The following is a 22812-nucleotide window of genomic DNA, read 5'->3' as shown; positions in this document are numbered from 1 at the left end:
ATTGTGATATGTGACGAGTATTGTAAATTATTGTCAGTATTTTCCGATAATTTGCCCAAATATGCAGCAAATTCCAACTTCTCAGGCGATCGCGAACAGGGTGCAAAGACAGAGGCTACGCCAATATGAGGTACAGAAATACCCTACTCGTGCGATCGCGATCGTCATCTTAGAGAAGAGAGAAGCAAGTAGCGTGAGGGTTAGGGAGAACTATACCTCATCTAGTTGCAGAATGCTGCATCGTCAGTTCTCTTTATATTTCCCTCATAAACACGTAGATATCTAGATGCCTGCTTCTAACAGGTTAGTTGCGAAAAAACTTTTGCAATTTTGCGTGAGATTATTATTTGTTTAACAGGGAACACTATAGCAATCTGATTTGATTTCTGAATTAATCGTAGGGACTAGGGACTGGGGATGGTGGGGCCCCCTCTGGGGATAAGGGGTAATGGGGACTGGGGACTGGGAAGAAGGAATAAAGCTGTACTGAGTTTTTTTCACGCAATCAAATATGAGTCCTATATAAAAGTTCAAAATAATCTAGAAATTTTACTTAACTTCTGGGAGCAAACATGATAATTAAAACACTTACTAAAGCTAAACATACTCCGATTAAGTCGTAGCGGTCTGGAGTTACCCCGTCTACCTTCCAACCCCAAAGCATTGCCATTGCGATAAACACGCCGCCATAAGCCGCATAGACTCTGCCAAAATTTGTTGGTTGGAGAGTTGCAATAACCCCATAGAAAGCTAAAGCAATTCCGCCCAATATGCCCAACCAGGACGGCTTACCTTCGCGCAACCACAACCAGATTAAGTAGCCGCCCCCAATTTCCAATAAACCAGCCCACAAAAAATACAGCAGAGACTTAAGCATTTGATCGATTATTTAACAACATATAAGTCAGTAAAATTACGCTAACGGTTTTAAGTAAACTATTGTCATTAATTAAAGGTAAGTTTATTGACCAAATTGGGTATGGGGCATTGGGCATGGAGCATGGAGAAGAGACAAGGTAGACAAGGAAGAGCAGAGAGACTTGGGAGAGACTTGTTCAATAATTCCCCCTTGTCTCCTTGTCCCCTTGTCTCCCTTGTCTAACTTGTCTTCCCGATCCCACTTGTCCCCTCATTTCCCCACTCCCCAGAATGTAGATAAGGCTCAAGGATGAAAGCACCATTACCTGATAACGAAGCCCAGAGAATCGATGCAGTTTTGCAATATAAAATTCTCGATACGCCATCGGAAGCCACCTTTGACGATCTGACTCGTTTAGCCTCGTATATTTGTCGGACTCCTATTGCCTTAATTAGCTTAATTGATAGAAATCGCCAATGGTTCAAGTCAAAAGTCGGTTTGGATGCCCCAGAAACACACCGAGATTTCGCATTCTGTGCCCATGCCATTCTCCAGCCTGATGTTTTGGTAGTGCCTGATGCCAAAGATGACGAACGGTTTGCAACAAATCCACTGGTGACATCTGACCCAAATATTCGGTTCTATGCTGGTGTACCTTTAACTAATCCTGAAGGATATGCCCTCGGAACCCTGTGTGTAATTGACTACGTACCGCGAGAACTTAATCCAGAACAAATAGAGGCATTACGAACTTTAGGTCGTCAAGTCATAAAGCAACTGGAATTGCGCCGAAATTTAGCAAGTTTGGTACTTGTTACCAAGAAAAGCAACCAGGCACAGAGAGTACGCAAGCAATTTTTCAAAAAGATTGCAGCAAGTTTTGGTTTGTCGTCACTAATTTTAGTTTTGATTGGGGTGGTTTCCGATCAAAATACAAGAGTATTTAGTAATTTTAATCGCAGTATCGTAACAAATACTTATAAAAAACTTAACAGCCAAGAGGAAATACTGTCGCAGGTAAAGGATGCTGAAATTGGGCAACGTAGTTACATCTTCACTGGAAACAAACTTTATCTAAAATCGTATCAAACAGCACTGAGTAAGGTCGATCGAGAAATTGCCAAGCTGAAGAATTTAACAGCAGATCGAGCGAACCAACAAAAGCAGATGGCAACGCTTGAATTTCTGATAACGGCTAAACTTACTGAACTAAAACAGACTATCGATTTGCGCCAGAATAAGGGATTAGAGGCAGCGTTGCAAGTACTGCTGAGAAACGATCGACAAAATCTCATGGATGATATCCGCAAAGCGATCGATGAGATGGAAAACGAGGACAGGGGACGAATCCGACAGCAGTCACAAGCAGCAAAAGCTTGGACTCGGAACACAATTCTCACATTGGCGATCGCTATTTGCCTAAGTTTTATCGTTCTTGCTGTAGTCTACTACTCGATCTATCGTGAGGTTATTGAGCGGAAGAGGACAGAAGAAACCTTAAATCAAGAACGCAACTTTATCTTAGCAGTCCTTGATACAGTCGGTGCGTTGGTAATAGTTCTCGATTCTCAAGGGCAAATCGTTCGTTTCAATCAAGCTTGTGAGCAAATGACTGGTTACTCCTTTGATGAAGTCAGAGGTAGGTGTTGCTGGAACTTGTTCCTCATTCCTGAAGAAGTGGAGCCGGTCAAAGCAGTTTTCGAGCAGATGCGATGTGGTCAATTATTCAATGAGTACGAAAATTATTGGGTAATGAAGAATGGTAGTCGGCGGCTGATTTCCTGGTCGAATACCAATTTAAAAGACCATGAAGGCCGTATTGAGTACATTGTTGGTACTGGCATTGACATTACCGATGGCAAACGAACACAGCAGCATCTGACAGCACAATATGTTGCAACTCGCGTCCTAGCAGAGTCCGCCACAATCAACGAAGCTACCCGCAAAATTTTGCAAGGAATCTGTGAGAGTTTGGTATGGGATTTGGGTGAAATTTGGATGGTAGATGAGCAAGCAAATGTGCTGCATTTTCTCGATATCTGGCAGAAAGCATCCATTGAAATGCAAGAGTTTGAAATACTGAAGCGGCAAACCACCTTTGCACCCGGAATTGGACTACCTGGAAGGGTTTGGGCTAGTTCTGAATCTGTTTGGATTGCTGATATCGCTAAAGATATTAATTTCCCTAACTTCAAAATAGCTGCTCAAGTAGGACTACACGCAGCTTTTGGTTTTCCGATCCGCAGTGGTAATAAAATCCTCGGTGTGATTACCTGCTTCAACCGGGAAATCCAGCCCCTTGACGAAGATTTAGTAAAAACGATGAATTCTATCGGCGAGCAAGTAGGGCAATTTATCCAGCGTAAACAGGCTGAAGAAGAAATACAACGCCAAAATTTGCGATCGCAACTATTTACCGAAATCACCCTGAAGATTCGTCAATCTTTGGACATCGAAGAAATTCTCCAAACCACTGTCGAAGAGGTACAAAAGATTCTCCAGACTGACCGAGTTTTAATTTATCAGCTTTTGCCAGATCAGTCTGCAAACACCGTTGTTGAAGCAGTAGTTTCTGGCTTACCAGCAATCAAAGAGCAAAACAACGCCGCTCCCTACTTTGAAGCAGAATATCTGCACCAGTACCATCTACAGCAGTACCGTCAAGGCAAGATTTTCGGACTGGATAACTTGGATCTCCTGGAAGTTGAACAAAGCCATCTGGAATTAATGCAACAGTTTGGGGTCAAAGTTAATTTAGTTGTACCCATTCTCGTTAAAGAAGAACTTCGCGGTTTGTTCATAGTTCATCAGTGTGACGATTCCCACCACTGGTCTAGTTTTGAAACCGATCTTTTGCGGCAAATAGCCGACCAAGTAGGTATTGCTTTAACCCAAGCCCAACTATTAGCAGCAGAAACTCGTCAGCGACAAGAACTTGAAATTGCCCGTCGCCAAGCCGAATTAGCTTCTCAGACGAAAAGTGCCTTTTTGGCAAATATCAGTCATGAAATTCGCACTCCGATGAACGCTGTATTGGGGATGACTAGTTTGGTGTTAGATACTCCCTTAGACGAAGAACAGCGAGATTTTATTGAAATAATTCGGAGTAGTGGAGACGCTCTTTTAAGTTTGATCAACGAGATTTTAGATCTTTCCAAGCTTGAGGCTGGAGAGATGGCTCTCGAAACTCTCGATTTTAACCTATCCACTTGTGTAGAAGAAGTGGTGGAATTATTGGCTCCCTCAGCCCATAACAAGGGATTAGAAATTGCCGCACTAATCGATCGCAACGTCCCCACTCAACTCAAAGGAGATACTGGTAGGCTGCGACAAATTTTGATGAACTTAATCAGCAACGCGATCAAATTTACCAGCGCTGGCGAAATATTAGTACAAGCCGAATTGCGATCGCTTTCTTTGACTACAGCCACTATCCATTTTGCCATTACAGATACAGGTCTTGGCATTAGCCCTGAAGACCAACGGAAACTCTTTACACCATTTACCCAAGTGGATGCTTCGACCACTCGCAAGTATGGTGGTACCGGTTTGGGATTAGCCATCTGTAAACAACTTGTAACCTTAATGGGAGGAGTGATTGGGGTAGAAAGCCAGATGGACAAAGGATCTAAGTTTTGGTTTGAGTTGCTTTTTACCAAACAAGTTGAGCCTGTTGAGCCAAAATGCGAACGGGGACTTTTGCAAAATCGCCGCTTATTGGTAGTGGATAACAACACTACTAATTATAAAATCATTTCCCATCAAGCTACTCATTGGGGAATGGAGGTAGATAGAGCTGACAGTATTGCTGCGGCCGTTAAAGTTATTCAGCAAGCTAGCGAGCAGGGGAAATCATATCATGTTGCCTTGGTTGATATGCAAATACCCCAAACAAATAGCATAACAATAAAAGAACAAATTCCAGCCAATTCTGCAATTGCTAAGATCCCTTTGATTCTACTCGCCTCTACTAATCAACGGGATGAAGTACAACAGGCGCTCAAAATCGGATTTGCTACTTATTTATTCAAACCCATTAAGCCATCACGACTCCTTGATGCCATTTTAGAAACTCAGCAGGAATCAGAACAAGGGTGTAGAGGCAGAAAGCTAGAGGCTACAGAAGAAATTCCGAGTACAGAAACTTCAAGTATTCTTACTTCCTGTCCCTCTAATCCTTCTACTAAATCCAAGTTAAGAATTCTCTTAGCCGAAGATAATTTGGTGAATCAGAAAGTAGCACTAAAGCAACTCCAGAGTTTGGGCTATAAAGCTGATGTCGTTGCTAATGGAAAGGAAGTTTTGCAGCTTTTAGAAAAAATTCCTTACGATTTGATTTTAATGGATTGCCAAATGCCAATTCTCGACGGTTTGGAAACCACAAAAGAAATTCATCGTTGGCAAGAGGATGCTTTTGCATTGGGTCATCGTCCTGTAGTGATTGCGATGACAGCTAATGTGATGAAAGAAGACGAAGAAACTTGTCTAAATGCCGGAATGGACGACTATTTGAGTAAGCCAGTATTTAAAGAAAAATTGGCACAGACTTTAGAATATTGGACAGGTGCGATCGTTTCCCAGCAAGAGGCAGGTGTGTATGAACAGACAGTTTCCACTGACTTAGCAATTGATTGGGAACACTTGCATCAGATATCAGGAAACGATCGAGAATTTGAATTAAATTTATTGCAAATATGCGTTGAAGATATTAAACCCCGTTTAGAGATAATTAAAGCAGCGATCGCAGCTGATGACTTTGGGCAAATAGCACGAGAAACTCATCACCTTAAAGGTGCTAGTGCCAACATTGGAGCTACAGCTATGTACTTAGCAACTGACAAACTAGAACAATTAGCTAGCGATCGAGACTTTAGAGGTACTACTAATTTAATTTTAGAATTAGAAGAATTTGTCAACTGTATTCAATACTTTTTAATTAAAAACAAAGTCGTGAAGGAGGCAGGGGGCAGGGGGCAGGGAGCAGGGAGCAGGGAGCAGGGGGAAAGGGGCTTTTGGGATTTTTGCACAGATGCGGTAATCATAAGTGATTAACCGGACTTGATATAAAAACCAAGATTGTGGTGTTGAGTTAAAAGACTGTTATGAAAGAAGGTATTGGTTCCGCCGCGCTCGTGCCAAATGGTGAAAAATGGTTGATGCTGTCGGGCAATGGTTTCGATGACACTACATCAAGGACACTACATCAAAGACAATTGCCCGATTCATCCCGACACTTGACATTATGCAAATTATGTATTACGTTTGTAGTATGTAAAAAAAAGCCTCCTCAAAAGCATTGCAATAATGCTTTCCTTGGGTCTGTAGCTCTAACGGTAGAGTTCCCAGATGTCACTTGTGCCCTGACAGAAAAAGCTTACATACTAGCTCAATAGTAGAGCGCTCGTCTCTAAAACGATAAGTTGCAGGTGCGATTCCTGCGGTGTAACCACAGCTTTTTCAACTCGCACGAGGTGTGAGTGTAACTCTCACAGGGAGGGTATCGGTTCAATCCCGATCAGATCCACTAATATCAATTCGTAATTAAAACAAGAGGTGATTGTAATGGTTCATATTCGATTTGAAGGACGTTCTGTTGATGTGCCAAAAACACAATTGGGAATTGCAGCAGGGATGAACGATCTGGCAGTGAAGGAGCGCGTTGCTCGACATCTAGATGTGAATAGCGATCGCCTCTCTGCTTACGTAATCGATCGCCGTCCGGCGATCTGATCGTCCGTCCTGAAGCTGTCTATGGTTAAATTTCAGAGTCATCCGTGCCCTAACAGAAGAAGCATACATACACATTCATAACGGCCCTAAGGTAGTAAAGTTCGAGCGATCGGACTAAGCGAAGCATGATTTCTAAGTCTCTCGCAGATTTAGCGTGCGTGCCCACTGCCAATATTTGGTAAGAGCGGCCGTAGCTGTAAAAAGCTTTTTGAACTTGCACGGAATGATTTAAGACTCAATTCTGCGCCCTAACTTGTGAAGTCTACACACACTCCGGCAACGGAATGCAGGTTCGATTCCTGCCGCTCCCGCTAATGGGAGCGTAGCCAAACTAGTAAAGGCAATCGTGAAAACTGCTTTGCTAACTTGCGCGGAATTTCAATTATTTAAATCGTATTTATCTATAACCTTTACTCAATACGGAGGTGAGTTCAATGATGTTAGCTAACTCATGTTTAATAACAACTCAATTAGTACAACTGCATTTAAAGAATGTGAGATATGAGCGAACATCGTTTGAGCGAGATTGTAATTGAGCGTCCTCGCGGTGGGAGGAGAATTAGCCTCAAAAAGGTGACTGGCTTTAAGAAGCAATTATACAAAATCACCCAGGATGCAATTCAGGATGGATTGTTGAATTCTTACCTGATTAAACCAATAAATAAATCTAAGTATCTTTCAGATCATCTCGGCCCTCTGCGTAGATTTTTGCGCTCAAAAGTCGGACAGCCTTGGAATGAGGTTTACAGCCAACTGTGTCAACGATTAGATCCCAGCACAATGGCAGGACAGCATGTTATCGATCATGTGTGGGACTACGTTGAACGGCATGTAGAAATAATTGATGGTGGTTTTTATAGCAAGCCTTACCAAGGGTATCGAAATCAGCTAGATGTAAGCCACCGCGATCGCTTCTATATTCATCCTGAAACTGGAATTCTTTGTGCAGCCGAGAAAATACCTCGAAAGCAGAAGCAAAAGCAGGAACAAACTGATATTGTCATCATTGATAATTATCATCAATACCAGAAGCTAAACGAAATTTGGTATTTAATTACCTTTGAAGATTTGCCATCGCCACCCACCCATTATGTGACGGATGCTGTCAAAGGTATAATTCATCGTTCTGTGGCATATACAGGTCGAATGATTTACGCTGTTAAGAAACAGCAGTGTAACAAGAAAGAAATTCGATTTATTTTAAATCAACTTTCTAAAATCTAAAATTTTCACTTCGTGCCCTAACTGAAAAAGCTTACATACTAGCCGAATGGTAAGGCACTTGACTGAAGCTCAAGCAACTACGGGTTCAAATCCCGTGTGTGAATCAACAGCTTTTTCGACTTGCACGAAGCGATTTTATTTCATTTAAATATGGAGGTGAGAACGATGAAAAAGATTAATTCTTTCAACATCGAGCCTGAAGATTTCGACGAATTTGACGATTTCTGCTTTTGAACCATCGAGCAAACGTCGTCGTGGCTACCCATCTGAAAAAGCTGTTAAACGTGGCGATCGCCTTGTTCATGGCGACAAGGAACTACAGGAAAAACTTGGTAACAATGACCTTTGTCTTTGTGGTTCTGGTCGCTGCTTTCAAAAAGTGCTGTCGCAATAGCGGCAGATATGATGGCAGCTTACGCAGCTACTACTTTTAGGGAGTAAGAGCAAATTCGATAATTTTCCGCTCATTACCCAGTCCCTTTTACTTGGCAGTTGTTGCCGCGCCCCGATCGCGGAAGCTTACATAACTCTGCATAAGTTATATCCAATGCTTCCACAACTTGCGCGGTGACTTTATCGCCCCGCGTGCAACATCTGCCTCCTTCAATTTTAGATTTTAGATTTTGGATTTTTGATTGCAATCCAAAATCGTAAATCCAAAATCCAAAATTCTTAGAGGAGGTTCATAATGAACACCGCAGAACGCGATCTGCGTTTGGAAATGCTCAACAGTTTGCTGACAACTCCTCACCGCAAACTTGAGCAAGTCGCAGAAATTCATCAGTTAATTGTTGAACTCGATCCCATCTTCTACGGACACTTGGCAGTTTGGTATCAGCGTTATGGTGATGTCCGCGACCACAAGGAGGTGTTTGTTGCTCACTTGCTAACTAGCAATTTGACTGAACACCGAGATGCTGGATTTATGATGCTGCAAGAGTTTCCACCCTATCAGGTGGCTCGTGTGGTGGACTTCATGAAGCAGCAGCAGAATAAACTGCCTCGTTCAGCTCGGACTGCGGTACGGCGTTACCTAAAAGCACGGGAGAGCAATCCGGCTCTGTTCGATCGCGCTGCGCTCAGAGGTCGTAAAGCAATGAAGCACTTATACGCTTCACTGCACATCAAGCCAAATGAGCGGGCAAATGCGATTCTATTTGGCGATACTCCTCCAGAGGGTTCCTTGGCAAATGTGCTGAAGCAGCTTGCTAAGGCAGAAAATGCCGCAGAACAGGCACAGCTGATTGTGGAGTTCAAAATTCCATACACGATCGCAGTTGGTGCAATCAAGCAACTTACACCAGTTGTCTTGGTGGCGTTAATCAACAGCATGTCTCCACAAGAAGCGATCAACAACCTCAAGTCTCTCCAGACTAGAGGTGCAATGGATCATCCACAAGTTAAAAAGCTGATTGATTCCAAACTAGAAGCAGCGTCTAAGAGTGGGCATGTCTCAGCATTCAAAGCACAGGTTGCCGCAGACGTAGGAGATTTTGACGCAGACACGGTTGCTCAACTGGAAAAGGTGACAAACGAACAGGTAAAGCGGCGTGGTGCGATCGCTCGTCCAACTGCTTTACTAGTGGACAAGTCTGGTTCAATGGAAAATGCGATCGCGACGGGTTTGCAACTCGCTGCCCTAATCTCTGGTATCACTAAGGCAGAACTGTTTGTCTACGCCTTCGACACCATTCCTTACGCTGTTACGGCAAAGGGCAAGGAGTTAAGCGATTGGGAGCGTGCCTTCCAGCACATCAAGGCAGGCGGTGGTACTAGCATCGGCTGTGCATTGGAAGCAATGCGGAAGAAAAAGCAGGTAGTTGACCAGATAATTTTGGTGACGGATGAGGGCGAAAATGCGGCTCCTTACTTCGGTGAAGTCTACAAGAACTACTGCCGGGAGTTGGCGATAATGCCCAATGTGGTGATTGTCCGTGTGGGTACTCATTACAACTGGGTGGAGAGTCAATTGAAGCAGCAGCAAGCACCTGTAGATACGTTCACCTTTGCGGGTGACTACTACAGTTTGCCGAACATCGTCCCACTCCTGACGCGCCCCTCTCGCCTGGATTTGCTGATGGAGATTTTGGATGTGCCGTTGCCTGTGCGAGATGATAAGTAAGGTTAGAATGTGGCATTGCTTGTCAGTATAAATGATAAGCAATGCTTTCCGTTCAATTACGAGTTTTCAAGATAGCGATGACGACACCACTCAAAGAATGGTCTGAAGAAACTATTCTCTCTATGATTAAGGATAGAGTTCAGGAAAGCCTTGAACTTGATTATAAGGAATGCCCTGCAATCTTTCCACTTACTGAGGGAAAGAAAAAAGAACTTAGCAAAGATGTCTCAGCTTTTGCTAATTCTGCTGGAGGCATAATTATCTACGGTATAAAAGAAAATGGGCATATCCCCACTGAAATTGATACAGGATTTGATCCTAATGCATTGTCAAAAGAGAGGTTAGAACAGATTATAAATTCAATCATTCATCCTCGTATCAATGAACTTCTTATTAAGCAAATAGAACTAGTTACTACTAGCCCAGGTCATGTATTGTATGTAGTTTCAATTCCTCAAGCTACAACAATAGCGCCTCATCAAGCTGCCGACAATAGATATTACAAACGTTTTAATTTTGAGTCTGTCGCAATGGAGGATTATGAAATCAGAGATATTCTCCGTAGAGCAACAACACCTGATTTACACTTTCATTTTTATTTGAGTGGTCAAGATACTGCCCCAATACAGTTTTCTCAAGACCAGCCATTCTCTGAAGAAGTAGATATGATTATTGTTGTAGAGAATAGAGCAGAAGAACCTGCATCCTATGCTGTAATGGATGTATTTATAGATTCTGCTCTAAAGTTATCTAACTCTGCTGGTTTAGCAATGACAGATAATGTCTTTCTTAGTTTGAAAGATGAGAAAATATCTTTTACACATCTTAGTAAAAACTGGTCTATTCCCAGCAAGTTGCCTATATTCAAAGAAACTAATTTTAGAATTACAGATATACCCATTAAGCTTGCCATCCCAAAGGATCATGCTGATTCAGAGGTAATCTATTATATGTGCGTATGGCAAATTAGATCGCCTGGAATGATTAATAATGGTTCTTTTGCATTTGTTCTCAAAGACAGTTATTTGACAGTAGCTAAACCTTAAATACTGCTGACAAGATGCAGCGATCGCACTACTGTAAAATCTCTCTTTTCATCTCTTCCACTCTTGTGTAGCATCTTGTATTATATTAATATCCTGCGTGACCCAACTCTTGGAGCCTACATACTAGTACGAGAGGAAAGGTAACACTGTCAAATACAGTGGGCGTGTGTGAACGGGGAGTACGAAGAACCTGGGAGGTAGGCTTAAAAGTAGCCATCCTTTAAAGAGTGTGTAACAACTCACCAGCAGAGTCCCTCTAGTAACTGAGAACACGCAATGCTCCACCAACTTGCACGCAGGAATTTTACTACTTTATAAGTAGGAGGCTGTTGATTAACAAAATTAAAATTAACTTCAAGTTTTTGACTTTAATACTTCTATAGCTTTAAATCCTCCTATAGTCTGACCTAAAAATATCATAGGAACAATCAAGCCAAACGGTTTACCAGTTTGAATCATATTGAAAATGCCTGTTAACACATTTAGCGACATCAATCCTACTGCAATACCTAGTGCAATTTTTGATTTACGTTGTACAAAAAAACCTAGAACTAAATAGAGTAAACCAATAAATAAAGAACAAAAAACCAATATTAGATGATCGGGCAATCGACTACCAGCAACAAAGAATATTATGCTTAGAAAAATACTCAAAACTCCAATTGCGTAAACTGCACGGTAAGCAGATGCTAACTTTTTTCGGGATTCTGATATTTGTTGTATTTGGGTAGTCATTATTTTTCTATTTTTTGGGTTTACTGTCCGACAATCATGTTTTTTATATACTCTAATACTGAGAATATCTTGAGTAATTATGCGTAAATAGAGATAATGATGACTGACATCCGTAAGCTAATCAACCAAATAGCTAGTGCAGAAGCACAATTACATACCACCCAATTTCTCGCGCCCTGCGTCAAAGGTGGACGAGTTTGCACACGGGTAGCCGGAATGGTTTACACCTTCAGCCCAAAGCCTAGTAACATTTGAAGGTTGGGGCATCTTTCAGGCTGTGGATGAAAAAACAGCAACGGTTGTAGCGGTACCTTAAATCAATTCCACGATCGCAGCGATTACTGGACAGTCGATTGGACAACTGCTGATGGTGTTCGCCATAGTAGTGCGATCGCTAAAACTGATTTAACTGTTGTCAGTTCTGGCATTTGCCTAAGTGGACGCGATCGCAGATAAGGATATTAAATCAGAGCAAGATAAATATCCTGCCAGTGAAACCCCAGAACAAGTCCGAAAGCTGGTAGGAATAGTGTGACTGAAATAGAGATATCAACCAGCAATTGGGAAAGGAAACTACTACAGTGAATTGGGTATAACCCGTATGTTCTATGGCTTTAAGTCACTTCCCTAGATTTTACAATATAAGTAAGACATAAAAATAACGCTTCAATTATATGAAAATACTCTCATCAGAACTAGTTCATTTGGGATTTGGAAAATATGTGCGTTCTGATCAAGTAACAGCAGTTATACCAATAGAAGAAGAACGAGGGCCTGGGCGACGAACCTTTGTTCACGTTCAAGGGCAAAACGATCCAATTATCGCCTCTCGCGCTGAAGATACCATCGTGCGTGATTTAGTACAAGAACCACGCGAAGTTACTCAAGCCCGTCAACAGCAGGAAATTCTTCAAGATTTATTGGTTAATTTAGCTAATGTTAATTCGACTGTGCGCCGAATTAACCGTGATGAAGGCAGTTTGGATCTTGATTTGTTAGAGCGACGAATTAAGCAAGTCCTGGAAAATTAATTGCAGAAATCAGCAAACTAAATAACGGAGAAAGATATTGCTGAATACCATTACAGACCAAGTTTCAGTATCAGATACACAAACAAGATCGCCAAGGTTGTGGATACCTGAACGGGTACTGTTTACACCTACTGCCCTAGATGAGGATTGGGGGCAGCAGATTCTTAAACGTGTGCAGTCACTCAACTTACCAATAGAAGAACTATCACAGAACCGCCTGAAGGGTCTGCGTGGTGAATCTGAGCGGGATACTTATAACATCGCCAAGCGTACCTTAGCGGTGGTTACTGCACCACCCAGTTCTTTTAAACTGAGTCCGATCCCACCTTCTGCGGATTGGCAGTTTCACCTTGCCGAGGGTTGTCCGGCTCATTGTCAATACTGCTACCTAGCGGGTAGCTTGTCGGGGCCACCTGTCATCCGCGTTTTTGCTAACTTACCGCAGATATTAAAGAATTTAGCTAACTACGAACAACAGGGGAAAACCACAAGTTTTGAAGTTAGCTGTTATACAGACCCATTGGGTATTGAGCATTTAACTGGAAGTCTTGCTGAATGTATCCGTTACTTTGGCACTCGTCCTAATGCACATCTACGTTGGGTATCGAAGTTTGATGCTGTGGATGGATTACTCGATTTACCACACAATGGGCATACTCGCTGTCGGATGAGCGTTAATGCCGCACCGATTTCTGGTAAGTTTGAAGGTGGCACGGCATCCGTAGCATCCAGACTGAATGCATTGCGACGGTTGGCGCTACCACAAGAGCGTGGCGGTGGCGGTTATCCAGTAGGCTTGGTTATTGCGCCAATTATGCCGATAGACGATTGGCAAATGCACTATAGTCGTTTGTTTGAGCAGATAAACGAGGCACTGGATTTTGACTGTAACCTTACCTTTGAGTTAATCTCGCATCGGTTCACACCTGGGTCAAAAGAAGTGTTACAAACTTGGTATCCGCAATCAAAATTAGAGATGGATGAGGCAAAACGCAGTGTCAAGCGTAATAAGTTTGGCGGGACGAAGTACGTTTATGAGAAAGACACAATGAAGGCGTTACGTAGCTTTTTTGAGAGTGAGATTAGTAAACGCTTTCCAAATGCTGAAATTCTTTATTGGACTTAGAAGAATACTTCGCTCATATAGAGTTTGAGCAAATTAATTATTGGACGAGAGAGCGATCGCATCATATAGCGATCGCTCTTTGTGGTCTGTCCCATTAATTTTGATGGGTTTGTAGTAAGCACAAAGCGTGCTTAAAAATCTAGGACTAAAGTCCTGACTACAAACTTTTTTACCCGTTGCCTGGGTTTGGCTACGCCCACGCAAAGCGGGATAATTTGGGCAGATTACAGGCGGCGTTATACATTATTAAGTGTATCTGCAATACCGGACTTGTTCTGGCTTAGTCTCAATAGCAAAGGTTTGGAGATGTTTACTTTATCAGAAACTTCTATCCTGGCGGCAATCCTACTGGTAGCTTTAGGCATTTTGGGCTGGGGCTTTTATCGCGCCAGACCTTTTGGTAAACTGGGAATCTTAGCCTGGTTACAGTCGGTGGTGTTGATGACTCCTTGGCTGCTGTTTTTTGGATTGTTTGCCGCAGGGATTTACATCAATATAGCGGGTATATTGTTCTTAGTGGTGACTTCCGCCGGATTGTACGTCTACTTGGGCAGACAGTTACGCCAAGCTGGGCAAGATACCATCCTCAAGCAACGTGCTACAGAAAGACTCGCTGCTGCTTCCTCACTTGAAGCAAATTCCCCACAACCAAAAGTAGCAGAACTGAAACCGGAGATCCCACCGATACCAGAAGAAGACTTGAATGCAGTTAAAGGTATTTTCGGTATCGATACATTTTTTGCTACAGAAACGATCGCCTACCAAGATGGAGCCATTTTTAAAGGCAATCTACGGGGAGAACCAGAAGAGACTCACAACCGTCTAACTGCAAGTTTACAACAACGCCTTGGCGATAAATATCGTCTGTTTTTAGTGGAAAATACAGACGGTAGACCTGTGGTAATTGTCCTACCGAGCCGCAACGATCCCCGGCCGATGTTGTTATCGCAAAAAGCCTTTGCAGGTGTTCTGTTGATAGCGACCATCGCCACAAGTTTAGAAGCTGCGGGATTACTGCTGAATTTTGATTTTTTTGGCAATCCAGGGCGGTTTCAAGAAGCTTTGCCCATAGGCGCGGGAATATTTGCGATTTTAGTAGCTCACGAAATTGGTCATTGGTTACTTGCCCAGCGTCACCAAATTCGCCTTAGCTGGCCCTTTTTTCTCCCCGCAGTGCAAATTGGCTCCTTTGGTGCAATTACCCGCTTTGAGTCTCTGTTGCCCAACCGCAAGGTATTATTTGATATCGCTTTGGCAGGGCCAGCCGTAGGTGGTATTGTCTCTTTATTAATGTTGGTGACAGGCTTGCTGCTTTCTCATCCAGGTAGTTTATTTCAATTGCCAAATCAGTTTTTCCAAGGGTCGATTTTGGTGGGAAGCTTGGCGCGAGTTGTCCTTGGTTCGGCGTTGCAGTCATCCTTGGTAAGCGTTCATCCCCTAGTAGTGATTGGTTGGCTGGGGTTAGTAATTAACGCTTTGAATTTGATGCCAGCAGGACAACTAGATGGTGGGCGAATTATTCAGGCGATTTATGGACGCAAAACCGCAGGACGAGCAACGATCGCAACTTTAATTTTACTAGCGCTAGTGTCTCTCGGTAATACTCTTGCCATGTATTGGGCGATCGTAATTTTCTTTTTGCAACGAGATCAAGAACGCCCTAGCTTGAATGAAGTCACTGAACCTGATGATGCTAGAGCCGCTTTGGGGCTTTTGGCTCTCTTCTTGATGATTACCACGCTTCTACCTCTTACTCCTGGTCTGGCTGGGCGTTTGGGAATAGGATAGTGTTTATGGAGCCTACACCCAAACAAGCAATATCCGCAATTCGGGTGTGCGCTCAACTTACCAGAGTTTATAAAAGAATAGACCTTGTAAGATTAGACGAGCGCACCAGAAATATTTATATCTTGGCGAATAATTCAATCGAAGCTGAGGTAACACCAACTGGAGAAATTCTTTGGTTATGACAAAACCTAACTTTCAACAAATGCCTTTAGAGCAGCTCAGAACCTATATTTTGGAGCATCGCAACGACGATGAAGCATTTCATATTTACATCGACAGGAGACGTGCCCAATCTCCAAAACAGATGCCGATGACTATTGAGGAAGCGGAGGCTGATTTACAAAGACGGTTTGGACAGCAAGCTAGTTAAATTACCATGAAAGATTCTTAAGTGATTGTCGGTGAGTCAGCGCAGTCTTGGGGGTTTCCCCCATGAGCGACTGACGTTAGCGCAGCGTTAGCGAGCTTGCGAGCGTCACCCCAAAGGGGTGAACCTTCGCTTAAATTAAGCGATGTGTTCACAGACACCTTGTGAGGAAAATTAACTGAAAGGTTTCCAACCTGCTAGCAAATTCGGGTAAGCTGTTGGTGTGGGAAAAATTTTCTGAAAGGCAGTTTGACGCTCTTGAGGTTTTTCTTTGCTCATATTCCAAAGGGTTTCATAGAAAAAGAAAGAAACTCCAGCAAAATTGCGATCGCGTACTTTTTGCACTTGTGTTTGAATCTGCTGCATTGGTATAGATCGGTTTTTCAACCCAGCCAAAATGCCTACACTCACTGGAATATGACTCTTGGCTGCTTTCACTTCTGGATACTCTAATTCGCTGATAAAAACATTCAAGTCATCACGATATATCTGCAAAACTAAGTCTTCGACGATTCCTAGCCGTTCCCACTTCTGCCAGTCTGCTAAAAAGAAATCGTAAGAAAGACGCTGAGGATTAGGAGCAACGGAAACCAGGCAATTTTTTTTAGTAGCTTTGATAGCTGTAAATACCCGCTTCATAAACTCGGTGATTTTATTAGCTCTCCAGCGTACCCATTCTGGATCTTTGAAGTTTTTGGAGGGAGCTTTACCACCGTGTTCTTTTTTGTAAAGTGCTACTGTATAAGCATCGTATCCTAATTCTGATGGTAAACCAAAATGGTCATCAAATTGAATACCATCGATATTGTAGTTTCTAACAATTTCAACGATTAAATCTTGAATAAATTGTTGTACTTCTGGGCGAAAGGGATTTAGCCAAACGCGATTATGTGTCCCTTCTTTGACAATCCGAGTCCCATCGCTGCGACTGGTGAGCCATTGGGGACGATTTTTAGCTAATAGAGAATCCGCTGGTGCCATAAAGCCAAATTCAAACCAGGGAATTACTGTTAACCCTTTTTGATGTCCCACATCGACAATTTCTTTGAGGATATCTCGCCCTTTGAGTCCGGGTGTGGGATCGAGCGATCGCCCGATAACTTTTTGGGCAACTTTACTAGGATACAATGTATATCCCCAATTCCAAACCGCCGGATATATGGTGTTAAAATTGAGTTCATCAAGGCGTTGCAAAGATCCCTTGAGGCGATCGCGCTCAAATAACACATCACTATCAATATTTGTTAACCACACTCCCCTTAACTCAGCTTTTGGCGTTGACGGCAGATTTATTTGAGCGTTCAATGGGAACGACAAAATCAGTGTCGCGATCGCGCTCAAGGTAAGCATAACGATAAACAAAAGAGACTTTCTACTCTGGCGAATATTCCACCAAGAGGAAAACTCAACACACCACTCTACAAACCTTTTCATCATGATTTAAAATGTCTGTGTCAGTGAAGGAAACATTGGCATGATAAATAATATTAATGCTTAACCTTTGTTTCCTGCTCTAAAAACAGATTGCCAATATCAAATAAAAGTTGCATAGTACCTCGATAGCCAACTTTGCAGAACTGACCACTATCCAAGCGGTCAAAAATCGGAATCCCTTGACGATAGAGAGGAATTTTTAAACGTTAAGCGATCGCCACTCCATGAGAGTTGGTAATGAGTAAATCATACCCAACCGCCAATTGCTCAAAGTCTTCCAAATCGCCGATAGTGACGCTCTCGATCGGCAGTTTTTCGAGCAAAGGAAAGCGTGTTGTTGTCACTGCTGCGTGAATTTCAACTCCTAGCGATCGCATGACACGGATTTTGTTATCAAGTTGTCATTGGTATTTCCAAATCAATAGTGGCGTTTTGACGTCGATCCTGATTTGTAATAGCATGGAAAGTTATCGCAATATCATGAAAACTGTTCCCCAATTTGCCGATCGCTTAAAACAGTTTGCCAATAGAGCTAAAATTACTCTCAGTTCTCCAATTGACAAAGGCATACCGTGGGTACTCAGCATAGATAATGTCTTACCAGAAGGAGACTTGCCCAGTACTTGATAGATATACCAGAAAAATCGCGATCGCCCCTTTTGCCGAACATTGCCGATCTCACCGAAATCCAAAACCACGGCAAAGTGTTTAAGGGCTTTGTATCTGCTTATTTACCTGATTGGGAGGATAAAGAAAAGAACTTACGGGCCTTTGTGAAAATACTTGTGGGGAATGGGGTTACGGGTAAAGGGTAAAGGTATGGAGTTTTCCCTTACCCTTTAACATGAGTCCCTTTTACCAACATCTTGGCATTTGTTACTTTTGCAAGATGTCTATTTATTGGTATCTAAATTCCTTGCGATTCCAGTTGGGAGATGTTGGGGAAATATTTGGGGTAAAACTGGGGTAATGTAAAAGGGTCAAGATGTTTACAAAGCAGCCGTGTTAAACAAAAATTATGTCGTCCGTTCAAAGTAGATTTTATCCCAAGACGACAATGGTCTTTTAAATAAGCATTAGCTTCTATAATTGCCATTTGACATACGGGTGTAGATCCGTTTAACAGATTTTGCGCTTTTTTATACCCTATATTGTCAAGTTAGGCACTTATATCTCGCATATAGATAACTTTTACCCTCACCACTGGAGAGCAAAATCTTGGGCATAGAATTACGCAGTTTCGTATTTCTCGACAGCCTGCAACCTCAACATGCAGCATATATGGGAACAGTAGCCCAAGGCTTCTTACCATTACCAGGAGATACATCACTGTGGATTGAAATATCTCCTGGTATCGAAATTAATAAAATTACGGATATCGCCCTAAAATCTGCCTCTGTCCGTCCGGGAGTACAGGTAGTGGAACGACTATATGGACTATTGGAAGTTCATTCTAGCTCCCAAGGCGAAACCAGAGCTGCTGGTCAAGCTATTTTGGCGGCACTGGGAGTCCGAAGAGAGGAATGTCTGAAACCGCGGGTTATTTCTAGTCAGATTATCCGCAACATCGATGCTTATCAAACCCAACTGATTAATCGCACGCGCCGAGGACAGCTACTACTAGCAGGTCAAACGCTGTATGTATTAGAAGTGGAGCCTGCTGCTTACGCCGCACTAGCTGCCAATGAAGCGGAAAAAGCAGCGAGGATTAACATTTTAGAAGTTCAAGCTGTAGGTAGTTTTGGACGGCTTTACTTAGGTGGACAAGAACAGGATATCCTAGCAGGAGCAGCAGGAGCATTAACGGCTATTGAAAGTGTCGCTGGTCGGGTAAATTCTCTGGGTGGGCGTCAGGAGTAAAAAAGAGAAAATGGCAAATCGAGAGCATCTAACTTTACTCAAAGCAGGTGCAGTTAAATGGATTGAGTGGAGAAAGAAAAATCCCCAGATTGAACCAGACCTGAGCGCCGCGAATTTGCAAGGCGATAATCTCAGAGGTGCAAACCTCCAAGGGGTAAACTTGAGAAGAGTTGATTTGGGTAATGCTTTACTTGTACGGGCAAACCTCAGTGGTGCTGACCTCAGTAGTGCCAACCTTTATAAAGCCTTCTTGAATGAAGCTAACCTGAGTGCGGCTAACTTCAGTGTTGCTAACTTGAGTGGCGCTATACTTACGCAGGCAGATTTGAGTTATGCCAATTTGATTGGAGCTGACTTAAGTGGGGTGGATCTTAGAGGTGCTGCGATCGCATCTGCTAATCTAATTGGCACTGACTTAAAAAGCGCTAACTTGAGAGATGCCGATTTAGGTGCAGCGAAGTTGATTCGGGCTAACCTCACTTTTGCCAACCTGATTGAAGCTAATTTGATTGCAGCTGACCTCAGTGAAGCGAGTTTGTACCAAGCAGATGTTTTAGGGGCTTATCTTTACAAAGCTGACTTATACAAAGCTAATCTGACCAAGGCTCACCTCAGTGGTGCATACTTGTTGCGGGCTAACCTAAGTGAAGCTGATTTGAGTCAAGCTGATTTGAGTTGGACTAACCTTAGAGATGCGAATTTGGCAGGAGCGAATCTTAGAGGAACTAACCTTAGAGGAGCCGACATTCGGGGAGCTAACCTCAGCGGCGTAAATCTTCAAGAAACAATTATGCCTAATATCACTCGTTTTGTGCATTTTTAACTCAGAGTTGGGTTTGGGGAAAAGGTTAATAGGTATTAGTCATTAGTCAAAAGTTAAAAATTCAAAATTCAAAATTCAAAATTCAAAATTCTTCCCCTGCCTCCTGCCCCCTACTCCCTTCCCCGCTCTTTAACTCCCCCTGTTCTCTTGCCTTTCTTTGAGTTTCAGCATAATTTGGGCGTGCATCTCGCGGGTAATTGGGTAAAAATACGTTAAAATTAAGCCAAAAATCAAACAAACTGTCGGTATGGGGCCAACAGCAACGCGAATAGCAAACAGTGCTGATTCCGGTTGGATGGGTAATGGACTTCCGGCTACAGATTCTTTGAAACCAGCTACTTGCAAAGCATTTCCCACTAAAAATAGTCCCAAAGCTAAACCAAATTTTTGCAGCAAAACCATGAAGCCATAAAAAATGCCTTCTCTGCGTTGTCCGGTTTGCAGTTCATCTAATTCAATCACATCTGGAATCATTGACCAGGGAATTAGATAAGCTGTTGATACACCAATACCTGCCATCACAGCCATCACATACATCAAAACTATTTGACCAGGCTGTAAGAAAAATAGTCCGGCGGCTGCTATAATCCACAAACTCATTCCCAGAAAATAAACAACTTTTTTGCCGATTTTTTTACTCAACGCTCCCCAGACAAATAGCATCACCAAAGCAGTTCCTTGGACTGCAATCATCACTGTGGGCACGTCTGATTCTTTAAGACCCATACAATTGACTACAAAATAGGGAATAATGCTGGCTGTTACCTGTACGCCTAGCCAAGAGCAAAGATATATACCAATAACAAATAAAAAAGGTCGGTTACTAAAGACAATTTGTAGCTGTTCAAAGAAGGGGAGAGATGCAGGTTCCTCGGTTTGGCTGCGTTTAGCTTCAAAAGCCAAAATGCGATCGCGGACTCCAAAAACGCACCAATATAATCCTAAAATCGAAATTACCGTACAAATGGCTGCTAAAACAAGATATTGTTGTTGGCGATCGCTAATTTGAGAAAAAACAATTTGCGTTAAAATCAACGATAAAATGCTGCCACCAATAGAAAATGTAAAGCGATAGCTGTTAAGGCTGGTGCGTTCGTCGTAATCTTGAGTCAGTTCTGGAGTCATCGCCGTATAGGGCAAATTCACAACTGTGTAAAACGCCTGAGATATCACCCCAATCGCTACGTAATACCAAAATAATGGCCAAATATTATCACTCTGATTTGCACTAAATCGCGGTACAATCCACTGCAAGAAGAAGAAAACTCCAAAGGGAATAGCCCCATAAAACATCCAAGGAAGACGACGACCCCAACGCCGAGATTTCGTTTTATCAGTCAGGAACCCGACAAACGGATCGTTTATGCCATCCCAGATTTTGCCAATCATCAAAATACTGCCAGCTAAACCCGCAGGGATACCAGCAACATTCGTGAAGAAAACCAGCAGAAAAAAGACGGAGATATTTGCAGTAATTGCTGGGCCTAAATCTCCTGCACCGTAAGCCAACTTTGTTTTTAAGTCGAGTTTTTCACTGAGAGGATCTCGTTTGGCATCGCCATCAGCAGCAGAATTATTCATAAAACTTTGCACTCATACTAAAATAAAAAGTCTGCAATCGCCTTCAATACTGCCATCTACCACTCCCGTTAGACTTATGCCAGACCTTTATGTTTCTTGGTCAGATTATCACCAAAAAATTGAACAACTGGCTATTCAGATTTATGAATCCGGTTGGGAATTTAACCAGATTATCTGTCTTGCCAGAGGAGGACTAAGAGTCGGAGATATTCTTTCCCGTATATACCAGCAGCCGCTAGCAATTTTAGCAACCTCATCTTATTACAATGGCACTGGTAAGCAAGAAAGAAGTAATTTAATTTTCTCCCGTCACTTGACAATGACTGCGGAAAAGTTAGGTTCGCGCATTCTCCTAGTGGATGACTTAGTAGATTCTGGGGTAACACTCCAGCAAACTATACCTTGGCTCAAGCAAAATACTGATTTTCCCATTGAAGAAATTCGCACCGCCGTTCTTTGGTATAAAGCTTGTTCAGTTATAGCACCCAATTATTATGTTGATTATCTACCTGATAACCCCTGGATTCATCAACCTTTTGAACATTACGAGCAGATGAACCCCGCAGAACTTGCGGCTAAGGTAAGCCAACTGTGTTGATTATTGGACTAATTTAACGTGAGTTCGATGAACCTCTCCCGGACAACCTCCCTCTCCCACGGGGAAAGGGAGGAGCAACGAGAAATTAGGGTTTTGGCTCTTCTCTGGGTGTCTAAGAGGGGTTGGGGGAGAGGTCAAAAAAGGGCTTGTCGAACTCACGTTAATTTACTAAGTAGCGATCGCCCAGATAACTAGCAATGCTCACGAGCCAGCGATCGCCTTCTTGAGGCAATATGACTCCACAGCGCCAGTTAGGGAGAGGTGTGATGATTGTCGAGAGATCGCCTTGGAGGTTTCCTGGTTTGCGGCGATAGATGCGCGTAGTATATTATATCCATGCGTACCTGTTCCTCTTGGGGCTTTTCATAGCCGAGTTTCTCTAGCCATACCGGACTAACAGGCACCAATCACAATGTAGTCATAGTGACATTAAGTCTGTTAAATTTTGAATCGAACTTAGTTCCTGTGTACTATCTCTGTCCGCTTTT

Annotated in this window: 21 protein-coding genes, 1 tRNA gene, 3 pseudogenes and 1 other annotated feature; of the genes and pseudogenes, 20 read left to right on the top strand and 5 right to left on the bottom strand. The window is 42.7% G+C overall.

What is annotated here, in order from left to right; translation table 11 throughout:
* The first annotated feature begins 61 nt into the window (after window positions 1-61).
* Window positions 62-286 carry a hypothetical protein gene (locus tag RM049_RS06155; protein ID WP_322703545.1) on the top strand — a complete coding sequence of 75 codons (225 nt, stop codon included), beginning with the start codon at window positions 62-64 and terminating at the stop codon, window positions 284-286.
* 267 nt (window positions 287-553) lie between these two features.
* On the opposite strand, the gene RM049_RS06150 is transcribed toward RM049_RS06155, so the two are convergent.
* The gene (locus RM049_RS06150) at window positions 554-877 is read right to left on the bottom strand and encodes a YnfA family protein (RefSeq protein ID WP_322670163.1); all 324 of its coding nucleotides are present in this window, start codon (window positions 875-877) and stop codon (window positions 554-556) included.
* A 291-nt stretch (window positions 878-1168) separates the two neighbouring features.
* On the opposite strand from RM049_RS06150, the gene RM049_RS06145 reads away from it, so the two are divergent.
* From RM049_RS06145 to RM049_RS06110, 8 genes and pseudogenes are all read left to right on the top strand, one after another.
* Entirely contained in the window at window positions 1169-5911 is a 4743-nt protein-coding gene (locus RM049_RS06145) for a GAF domain-containing protein (RefSeq protein WP_322703544.1), read from the top strand.
* A 50-nt stretch (window positions 5912-5961) separates the two neighbouring features.
* Entirely contained in the window at window positions 5962-6252 is a 291-nt protein-coding gene (locus RM049_RS06140; protein WP_322703543.1) for a hypothetical protein, read from the top strand.
* 169 nt (window positions 6253-6421) lie between these two features.
* Window positions 6422-6618: pseudogene (locus RM049_RS06135) on the top strand (hypothetical protein).
* A gap of 472 nt (window positions 6619-7090) precedes the next feature.
* Entirely contained in the window at window positions 7091-7813 is a 723-nt protein-coding gene (locus tag RM049_RS06130; RefSeq protein ID WP_322703542.1) for a hypothetical protein, read from the top strand.
* Window positions 7814-7845: 32 nt separating this feature from the next.
* Window positions 7846-7914 (top strand) — tRNA-Phe (locus tag RM049_RS06125).
* Between the two features lie 113 nt (window positions 7915-8027).
* The gene (locus tag RM049_RS06120) at window positions 8028-8207 is read left to right on the top strand and encodes a hypothetical protein (RefSeq protein ID WP_322670160.1); all 180 of its coding nucleotides are present in this window, start codon (window positions 8028-8030) and stop codon (window positions 8205-8207) included.
* 294 nt (window positions 8208-8501) lie between these two features.
* Window positions 8502-9935 (top strand): vWA domain-containing protein, encoded by a 1434-nt coding sequence (locus tag RM049_RS06115; protein WP_322703541.1) that lies wholly within the window; start codon window positions 8502-8504, stop codon window positions 9933-9935.
* A gap of 77 nt (window positions 9936-10012) precedes the next feature.
* A complete protein-coding gene (locus RM049_RS06110) occupies window positions 10013-10981 on the top strand; it encodes an ATP-binding protein (protein WP_322703540.1) in 969 nt (322 codons plus the stop codon).
* A gap of 190 nt (window positions 10982-11171) precedes the next feature.
* Window positions 11172-11227 (top strand) — a sequence feature (23S ribosomal RNA rRNA prediction is too short).
* A gap of 108 nt (window positions 11228-11335) precedes the next feature.
* On the opposite strand, the gene RM049_RS06105 is transcribed toward RM049_RS06110, so the two are convergent.
* Complete coding sequence (locus RM049_RS06105; protein ID WP_322670155.1) at window positions 11336-11716, bottom strand: hypothetical protein; 381 nt, start codon at window positions 11714-11716, stop codon at window positions 11336-11338.
* A gap of 99 nt (window positions 11717-11815) precedes the next feature.
* Between RM049_RS06105 and RM049_RS39225 the strand changes: the two are divergent.
* The 6 genes and pseudogenes from RM049_RS39225 (at window position 11816) to RM049_RS06075 (ending at window position 16031) form a co-directional block, all read left to right on the top strand.
* Window positions 11816-12172: pseudogene (locus tag RM049_RS39225) on the top strand (hypothetical protein).
* A gap of 218 nt (window positions 12173-12390) precedes the next feature.
* The gene (locus RM049_RS06095) at window positions 12391-12747 is read left to right on the top strand and encodes a hypothetical protein (protein WP_104900334.1); all 357 of its coding nucleotides are present in this window, start codon (window positions 12391-12393) and stop codon (window positions 12745-12747) included.
* 103 nt (window positions 12748-12850) lie between these two features.
* Window positions 12851-13873, top strand: coding sequence for a spore photoproduct lyase family protein (locus tag RM049_RS06090; RefSeq protein WP_322703583.1), 1023 nt, complete (start codon window positions 12851-12853; stop codon window positions 13871-13873).
* 306 nt (window positions 13874-14179) lie between these two features.
* Complete coding sequence (locus tag RM049_RS06085) at window positions 14180-15661, top strand: site-2 protease family protein (RefSeq protein ID WP_322703538.1); 1482 nt, start codon at window positions 14180-14182, stop codon at window positions 15659-15661.
* A gap of 5 nt (window positions 15662-15666) precedes the next feature.
* A complete protein-coding gene (locus RM049_RS06080) occupies window positions 15667-15843 on the top strand; it encodes a DUF6888 family protein (RefSeq protein ID WP_292828677.1) in 177 nt (58 codons plus the stop codon).
* Entirely contained in the window at window positions 15840-16031 is a 192-nt protein-coding gene (locus RM049_RS06075) for a DUF6887 family protein (RefSeq protein WP_190942379.1), read from the top strand. The genes RM049_RS06080 and RM049_RS06075 overlap by 4 nt, the downstream gene beginning before the upstream one ends.
* Before the next feature lie 171 nt (window positions 16032-16202).
* Here the strand turns inward: RM049_RS06075 and RM049_RS06070 are convergent, their stop codons facing one another.
* Window positions 16203-17462: a glycoside hydrolase family 10 protein gene (locus tag RM049_RS06070; protein WP_322703582.1), complete on the bottom strand. Its 1260-nt coding sequence runs from the start codon at window positions 17460-17462 to the stop codon at window positions 16203-16205.
* Between the two features lie 53 nt (window positions 17463-17515).
* Window positions 17516-17833 (bottom strand): annotated as a pseudogene (locus RM049_RS06065) (nitrogenase component 1); the annotation flags it as partial.
* Window positions 17834-17942: 109 nt separating this feature from the next.
* On the opposite strand from RM049_RS06065, the gene RM049_RS06060 reads away from it, so the two are divergent.
* The 4 genes from RM049_RS06060 to RM049_RS06045 all read left to right on the top strand — a co-directional run bounded on the left by RM049_RS06060 (window position 17943) and on the right by RM049_RS06045 (window position 20145).
* Window positions 17943-18089: a hypothetical protein gene (locus tag RM049_RS06060; RefSeq protein WP_322689299.1), complete on the top strand. Its 147-nt coding sequence runs from the start codon at window positions 17943-17945 to the stop codon at window positions 18087-18089.
* Entirely contained in the window at window positions 18086-18277 is a 192-nt protein-coding gene (locus tag RM049_RS06055; protein WP_322703537.1) for a hypothetical protein, read from the top strand. The genes RM049_RS06060 and RM049_RS06055 overlap by 4 nt, the downstream gene beginning before the upstream one ends.
* Before the next feature lie 403 nt (window positions 18278-18680).
* Window positions 18681-19322 (top strand): hypothetical protein, encoded by a 642-nt coding sequence (locus tag RM049_RS06050; RefSeq protein ID WP_292856419.1) that lies wholly within the window; start codon window positions 18681-18683, stop codon window positions 19320-19322.
* Window positions 19323-19332: 10 nt separating this feature from the next.
* Complete coding sequence (locus tag RM049_RS06045; RefSeq protein ID WP_322700774.1) at window positions 19333-20145, top strand: pentapeptide repeat-containing protein; 813 nt, start codon at window positions 19333-19335, stop codon at window positions 20143-20145.
* Window positions 20146-20274: 129 nt separating this feature from the next.
* Here RM049_RS06045 and RM049_RS06040 read toward each other — a convergent pair whose 3' ends face one another.
* Window positions 20275-21726, bottom strand: a complete 1452-nt coding sequence (locus RM049_RS06040) for an MFS transporter (protein ID WP_322689298.1) — start codon at window positions 21724-21726, stop codon at window positions 20275-20277.
* 76 nt (window positions 21727-21802) lie between these two features.
* On the opposite strand from RM049_RS06040, the gene RM049_RS06035 reads away from it, so the two are divergent.
* A complete protein-coding gene (locus RM049_RS06035) occupies window positions 21803-22324 on the top strand; it encodes a phosphoribosyltransferase (RefSeq protein ID WP_322670146.1) in 522 nt (173 codons plus the stop codon).
* The last annotated feature ends 488 nt before the right edge of the window (window positions 22325-22812 follow it).

The sequence above is a fragment of the Nostoc sp. DedQUE04 genome (assembly GCF_034530995.1).
Lineage (GTDB): Bacteria > Cyanobacteriota > Cyanobacteriia > Cyanobacteriales > Nostocaceae > Nostoc.
This window is presented reverse-complemented; position numbering and strand designations above follow the sequence as displayed.